Source organism: Pseudescherichia sp. (assembly GCF_031979925.1).
GTDB lineage: Bacteria > Pseudomonadota > Gammaproteobacteria > Enterobacterales > Enterobacteriaceae > Pseudescherichia.
This window is the reverse complement of the sequence record NZ_DALZFB010000027.1, coordinates 1-6,862: the sequence shown is the minus strand read 5'-3', so window position 1 is coordinate 6,862 and position 6,862 is coordinate 1. Positions and strand designations below refer to the sequence as shown.

The following is a 6,862-nucleotide window of genomic DNA, read 5'->3' as shown; positions in this document are numbered from 1 at the left end:
GATGGTAGTGTGGGGTCTCCCCATGCGAGAGTAGGGAACTGCCAGGCATCAAACAGAAGAAAAGCCCTGTACGAAAGTGCAGGGCTTTTTCTTTTGCCTGTTGTCTGTCGGTGAGCGCTCTCCTGAGGAGGGACAAATCCGCCGGGAGCGGATTTGCACGTTGCGCAGCAACGGCCCGGAGGGCGGCGGGCAGGACGCCCGCCGTAGCTGCCAGGCATCAAACAAGCAGAAGGCCATCCGTAAGGATGGCCTTTTTGCGTTGCGGCAGACAGACGCCCGGTGGCGCTGCGCTTACCGGGCCTACAAATGCTACATTTGCTACCTTATTCGCTTTAACCACTGATCTATAAAATCAGCAATCCCAGCCACATCATTCAAATCCAATACCGGCACTGTAGCTGGAATCGCTATATCACTGGCGATGGCAATAACGTGATCGTCAATCTCCAGCTCCTCCAGCCGATGCCCGGCATCTGCCCGAAAAAGCAGGATCTTCGCCACTGGCTCATGCTTGAAGCCCTCTACCAGAACCAGATCTAATTTCGTGTGATCCATTCTGCTGGCCAGAAACGTTAAGTCTAACGGTGCCTCATCCGGCGTTTCGGTCATCAAGGCCCACCGCTGCTGACTGGCGACGAGGGTTTGTGCCGCCCCCGCTTTGCGTAACTCATAGCTATCCTTGCCGGGCTTATCGACATCCATATTATGATGCGTATGCTTAATGAGGCCGGGACGGATGTCCCGTTCACAGAGAGCAGGGATCAGGCGCTTAAGCAGCGTGGTTTTCCCTGTACCGCTCCATGCGGCTATCGCAAGGATCGGCTTCATTTTTTCTCCTGCCTGCCGGTGAGATCGTCCGGCGTATTGATATTAATAAACGCCGACCGGCAATCGCTAAAGTCCACGGCATGGCCTCCCACCTGGCGCATAAATACCATTACCCGCCGCTCGCCGGACGCCAGATAAGCCGTAAGCTGCGGTATCACCTGGCGATGAACCAGCGCAATGGTAGGGTGGTCGCGTTCACCGTCGGTCACCCATACTACCGGCGTATCCTTCCGCTCAGAGGTCAGTCTCGCTGCCAGATCGGACGGTATGCCCGGCGTATCGCACGGACAAAAGAGGAACCAGTCGGATGCTGTCTGCTGCATAACGGCCAGCATACCGGCCAGCGGACCGGGAAAATTGTCCAGAGTATCCTCAATGACGATCAGGCCGCTGGCCCGATAGCGATCGAGGTTGCGGTTAGCGCTTAAAACAACACGCTCTACCTGGTTAGTCAGACTGTTTGTGACGTGCTGCCAGAGCGGGATGCCGTTAAGCAGCAATAATCCTTTGTCTTCTCCCCCCATACGCGACGCTCTTCCGCCAGCCAGTACGACACCTGTTATGTCCAGTCCACTATTCACTAATATCGCCTCTTTTATTGTGGGTTTGACCCTGCTAACGTGTGTCTCTCAAGAGTAAGGAGCACTGACTATGAAATGTAAACGTCTGAACGAAGTAATTGAACTCCTCCAGCCCGCCTGGCAAAAAGAGCCTGAGCTCAACCTGATGCAATTTTTGCAAAAACTGGCGCAGGAGTCAGGCTATGACGGTGAGCTAACCGATCTTTCTGACGATATCCTGATCTATCATCTAAAAATGCGCGACTCGGCGAAGGATGCCGTTATTCCGGGGATCCAGAAAGATTATGAAGAAGATTTCAAAACCGCTCTGCTGCGCGCCCGGGGCGTAATTAAAGAGTAAAAGGTTGTAAGCGGTGCAACGGAAAACGCTACGAAATGATATCCTGAACTATTCGTAGTAATTTCCGGATGATGGGATGAACGACAACGCTTTTACTTTCCAGACGCTACACCCGGATACCATCATGGATGCGCTGTTCGAACAGGGGATCCGGGTGGATTCCGGTCTCACCCCGCTCAACAGTTACGAAAACCGTGTCTATCAGTTTCAGGACGAAGATCGCCGCCGCTACGTGGTGAAGTTTTACCGTCCGCAGCGCTGGTCGGCAGAGCAAATCAGCGAAGAGCACCAGTTCGCTCAGGAGTTGATGAAGGATGAGGTACCGGTTGCGGCCCCGCTTGAGTTTAACGGGCAGACGCTGCTGACCCATCAGGGGTACTACTATGCAGTATTCCCCAGCCTCGGTGGTCGTCAGTTCGAAGCTGATAATCTTGATCAGATGGAGTGGGTAGCGCGTTATCTTGGCCGCCTGCATCAAACCGGGCGTAAAAAAACGTTCATCAGCCGCCCCTCTATTGACGTCAATGAGTATCTGATCGAACCTCGTCACGTCTTTGAACACTCGATGCTTATCCCCGCTGGCCTGAAAGCAGCTTTCCTCAACGCCACGGACTCCCTTATCGAGGCGGTAATGGCGCAGTGGCATACGCGTTTCGATCTGCTGCGACTGCACGGCGACTGCCATGCCGGGAACATTCTCTGGCGTGATGGGCCGCTGTTTGTCGATCTCGACGATGCGCGTAACGGCCCTGCAGTTCAGGATCTGTGGATGCTGCTCAACGGCGACAAGGCCGAGCGGCGTATGCAGCTTGAGACGATTATCGAGGCCTATGAAGAGTTTAGTGAATTCAAAACGGATGAAATCGCGCTCATTGAACCTTTACGCGCCATGCGTATGGTTTATTATCTGGCATGGCTGATCCGCCGCTGGGACGATCCCGCATTCCCCAAAAATTTCCCGTGGCTTACCGGGGAAGACTATTGGCACAGGCAAACTCTGACCTTTATTGAGCAGGTTAAGGTTCTGCAAGAACCGCCTCTGCAACTTACGCCGATGTATTAATTTGACACTTTCAGGAGAGTATTAACCATGAAGAAAATTTGGCTGGCGCTGGCAGGTCTTATTCTGGCATTTAGCGCCTCTGCGGCTCAGTTCACCGAGGGAAAACAGTACATTGCCCTTGATAAGCCGGCGGTGGGAGAGCCTCAGGTGCTGGAGTTCTTCTCCTTCTACTGCCCGCACTGCTACGATTTTGAACGCGTATGGCACGTTTCCGACACGGTGAAACAGCAGCTGCCGGAAGGCACCAAAATGACCAAATACCACGTCGAATTTCTGGGCCCGCTGGGCAAAGATCTGACTCAGGCGTGGGCTGTGGCGATGGCGCTGGGCGTAGAGGATAAGATCACTGCCCCCATGTTTGAAGCGGTGCAGAAGACCCAGACCGTCACTAGCGTAGCCGATATCCGCAAGGTGTTTGTTGATGCGGGTATTAAAGGCGAAGACTATGACGCGGCATGGAACAGCTTTGTGGTGAAATCCCTGGTTGCTCAGCAGGAGAAAGCCGCCGCCGATCTGCAATTGCAGGGTGTACCGGCCATGTTTGTTAACGGCAAATATCAGGTTAACCCGCAGGGCATGGATACCAGCAGCATGGACGTTTTCGTCCAACAGTATGCTGCAACGGTAAAATATCTGGTTGGCCAGAAGTAATCATAAAGCCGGTCAATGACCGGCTTTTTTATAGGTTCTGTGGTACGACATATTGATGTTGTTCAAAAACAGAGCGCAGGCTGAATTAAGCGTGACTGACCGTCTGCTGTACCAAACAAACGCATGGGCAAAACCTTATATCCACATGGAGTAAATTGCCGCTTAACAGACATAAGGATCGCGATCCTTTTTATATCTGACTAATTTTATTAGATAAATAAACATCCCCGCCAATATTGCATGGTCTATTATTTCTTCAGCAAAAAAGCATGCACAAAGTTATCCACAGGATAATAATGCGAACGATCGCGACGATCCGGAAATCTTTTCCACGAATTACCGTGAAAAACTCAAGTTTTCGTCCGGTATGTGGCATCCTTTAACCATAAATTATTAAACAGGCACGGATATCATGGTTCAGATCCCAGAAAACCCGCTAATCCTCGTTGATGGCTCGTCATACCTCTATCGCGCTTATCACGCGTTCCCACCGCTGACCAACAGCGCGGGAGAGCCAACCGGCGCAATGTACGGGGTGCTGAACATGCTCAGAAGCTTGATCATGCAGTATCAGCCCACGCATGCCGCCGTGGTGTTTGATGCCAAAGGGAAGACCTTTCGTGACGAGCTGTTTGAGCACTATAAATCCCACCGTCCGCCGATGCCTGACGACCTGCGCTCGCAGATCGAGCCGTTGCATGCAATGGTGAAAGCGATGGGTCTGCCGCTGATGGCTATTTCCGGCGTTGAGGCGGATGACGTTATCGGTACGCTGGCGCTCGAGGCTGAAAAAATGGGTCGCCCGGTGCTGATCAGTACCGGTGATAAAGATATGGCCCAGCTGGTTACGCCGAATGTGACGCTGATTAATACTATGACCAACACCATTCTTGGCCCGGAAGAGGTGATCAATAAATATGGCGTGCCGCCTGAGCTGATCATTGATTTCCTTGCCCTGATGGGCGACTCCTCAGATAACATTCCCGGCGTGCCCGGCGTAGGTGAAAAAACGGCGCAGGCGCTGCTGCAGGGACTGGGCGGTCTGGAAACGCTGTTTAGCGAGTCTGATAAGATCGCCAGCCTGAGCTTCCGCGGTGCAAAAACCATGGCGGCGAAGCTGGAGCAGAATAAAGAGGTTGCTCGTCTCTCCTATCAGCTGGCGACCATCAAGACCGACGTCGAGCTGGATCTCACCTGCGAACAGCTGACGGTACAGCAGCCAGCTGCAGACGAGCTGCTGAGCCTGTTTAAGCGATACGAATTCAAACGCTGGACGGCGGATGTCGAAGCGGGAACATGGTTACAGGGTAAAGGGACTAAACCGGCCGCGAAGCCGCAGGCCGCTCCTGTGATTGAGGTTGAAGACGATGAGCCTGCCACGCCGCTCTCCGCAGAGCACTATGTCACCGTTCTTGATGAGCCGACGCTGAACGAGTGGATTATGCGACTGAAGAAAGCTCCGGTATTTGCCTTCGATACCGAAACGGACAGCCTGGACAATGTCAGCGCCCAGCTGGTGGGCCTGTCGTTTGCTACCGAGCCGGGCCTTGCAGCCTACGTGCCGGTTGCACATGACTACCTGGATGCGCCGGAGCAGCTCTCCCGCGATCGGGTACTTGAACTGTTAAAACCGATTCTGGAAGATGAAAAAGCACTGAAGGTGGGGCAGAACCTCAAGTTCGATCGCGGCATTTTGCAAAACTACGGTATTGAGCTGCGCGGTATCGCCTTTGACACCATGCTGGAGTCCTACATTCTCGATAGCGTCGCCGGACGTCACGATATGGACAGCCTCTCCGATCGCTGGCTGAAGCACCAGACCGTTACCTTTGAGCAGATTGCCGGCAAGGGAAAAAATCAGCTGACCTTTAACCAGATCGCGCTGGAGCAGGCCGGACACTACGCGGCGGAAGATGCTGACGTCACGCTCCAGCTGCATCTCAAGATGTGGCCAAAGCTGGAGAAACATGCCGGTCCGCTGAATATTTTCCAGAACATCGAGATGCCGCTGGTGCCGGTGCTCTCCCGCATCGAACGTAACGGGGTGAAGATCGATCCGGCGGTGCTGCATAAGCACTCCGGGGAGATCACCCTGCGTCTGGCCGAGCTGGAGAAAAAGGCCCATGAGATTGCCGGTGAGGCGTTTAACCTCTCCTCAACCAAGCAGCTGCAGGTCATCCTGTTTGAAAAACAGGGCATTAAGCCCCTGAAAAAGACGCCGGGTGGCGCACCTTCAACCTCAGAAGAGGTGCTGGAAGAGCTGGCGCTGGACTATCCGCTGCCGAAGGTCATTCTGGAGCATCGTGGCCTGTCGAAGCTGAAATCGACCTATACCGATAAGCTGCCGCTGATGATCAACCCTAAAACCGGACGCGTGCACACCTCCTATCACCAGGCGGTCACCGCAACGGGACGGCTCTCATCCACCGATCCGAACCTGCAGAACATCCCCGTGCGTAACGAGGAGGGGCGGCGCATCCGCCAGGCATTTATTGCGCCTGAGGATTACGTCATTGTCTCTGCGGACTACTCGCAGATTGAGCTGCGCATCATGGCGCACCTGTCGCGTGACCAGGGCCTGCTCTCCGCCTTCGCCGAGGGCAAGGATATCCACCGCGCCACGGCGGCAGAGGTATTTGGTATGCCGCTGGAGAGCGTATCGAACGACCAGCGCCGCAGCGCCAAGGCGATCAACTTTGGTCTGATCTACGGCATGAGCGCCTTTGGTCTGTCGCGCCAGCTGAACATCCCGCGTAAAGAGTCGCAGCGGTATATGGATCTCTACTTTGAGCGCTATCCAGGCGTGCGTGAGTATATGGAACGCACCCGGGCGCAGGCGAAAGAGCAGGGCTACGTTGAAACGTTAGAGGGGCGTCGCCTCTATCTGCCGGACATCAAATCCAGCAACGCGGCGCGCCGGGCTGGCGCTGAGCGTGCGGCGATTAACGCCCCGATGCAGGGGACGGCGGCAGATATCATCAAGCGGGCGATGATCGCCGTGGATGCCTGGCTACAGGTGGAGCAGCCGCGCGTGCGTATGATTATGCAGGTTCACGATGAACTGGTGTTTGAAGTGCACAAAGATGATGTGGAGCAGGTTTCCCGGAAGATCCATGAGCTGATGGAGAGCAGCACCCAGCTGGATGTTCCATTGCTGGTGGAGGTAGGCAGTGGTGAAAACTGGGATCTGGCGCACTAGCCTTTGGCGTAATAGCGCAGTTTTATGTAAGTAAGCAACATAAGATAGAGCTTTTTGTGATGATCATTAGAATTCCCTATGTAAAGAATGAAAAAAAATTACAAAAAGCGTTTGTAACTGTCTAAAAAAAGAGTAGAGTTAAAGACGTAGGGTACAGAGGTAAGATGTTCTATCTTTCAGACCTTTTACTTCACGTAATC

At 53.8% G+C, this 6,862-nt stretch carries 6 protein-coding genes; 4 read left to right on the top strand and 2 right to left on the bottom strand.

Annotated features, from left to right (window positions below; translation table 11 throughout):
- Window positions 1-318 precede the first annotated feature (318 nt).
- Together mobB and mobA are read right to left on the bottom strand one after the other, a co-directional pair.
- Window positions 319-828 (bottom strand): molybdopterin-guanine dinucleotide biosynthesis protein MobB, encoded by a 510-nt coding sequence (gene mobB, locus RTM13_RS20100; RefSeq protein ID WP_312214520.1) that lies wholly within the window; start codon window positions 826-828, stop codon window positions 319-321.
- Window positions 825-1,409, bottom strand: coding sequence for a molybdenum cofactor guanylyltransferase MobA (gene mobA / locus RTM13_RS20095; protein WP_312214519.1), 585 nt, complete (start codon window positions 1,407-1,409; stop codon window positions 825-827). Before mobA ends, mobB begins: the two co-directional genes overlap by 4 nt.
- Window positions 1,410-1,479: 70 nt before the next feature.
- Here mobA and RTM13_RS20090 point away from each other — a divergent pair, with 70 nt between their 5' ends.
- The 4 genes from RTM13_RS20090 (at window position 1,480) to polA (ending at window position 6,662) form a co-directional block, all read left to right on the top strand.
- Window positions 1,480-1,749, top strand: a complete 270-nt coding sequence (locus RTM13_RS20090) for a YihD family protein (RefSeq protein ID WP_042394445.1) — start codon at window positions 1,480-1,482, stop codon at window positions 1,747-1,749.
- Between the two features lie 76 nt (window positions 1,750-1,825).
- On the top strand, window positions 1,826-2,812 hold the full coding sequence (locus RTM13_RS20085) for a serine/threonine protein kinase (RefSeq protein ID WP_312214518.1): 987 nt from the start codon (window positions 1,826-1,828) through the stop codon (window positions 2,810-2,812).
- Window positions 2,813-2,839: 27 nt separating this feature from the next.
- The gene (dsbA, locus tag RTM13_RS20080) at window positions 2,840-3,463 is read left to right on the top strand and encodes a thiol:disulfide interchange protein DsbA (protein WP_268106321.1); all 624 of its coding nucleotides are present in this window, start codon (window positions 2,840-2,842) and stop codon (window positions 3,461-3,463) included.
- Window positions 3,464-3,875: 412 nt separating this feature from the next.
- Window positions 3,876-6,662 (top strand): DNA polymerase I, encoded by a 2,787-nt coding sequence (gene polA / locus RTM13_RS20075; protein WP_312214515.1) that lies wholly within the window; start codon window positions 3,876-3,878, stop codon window positions 6,660-6,662.
- Window positions 6,663-6,862: the final 200 nt, after the last annotated feature.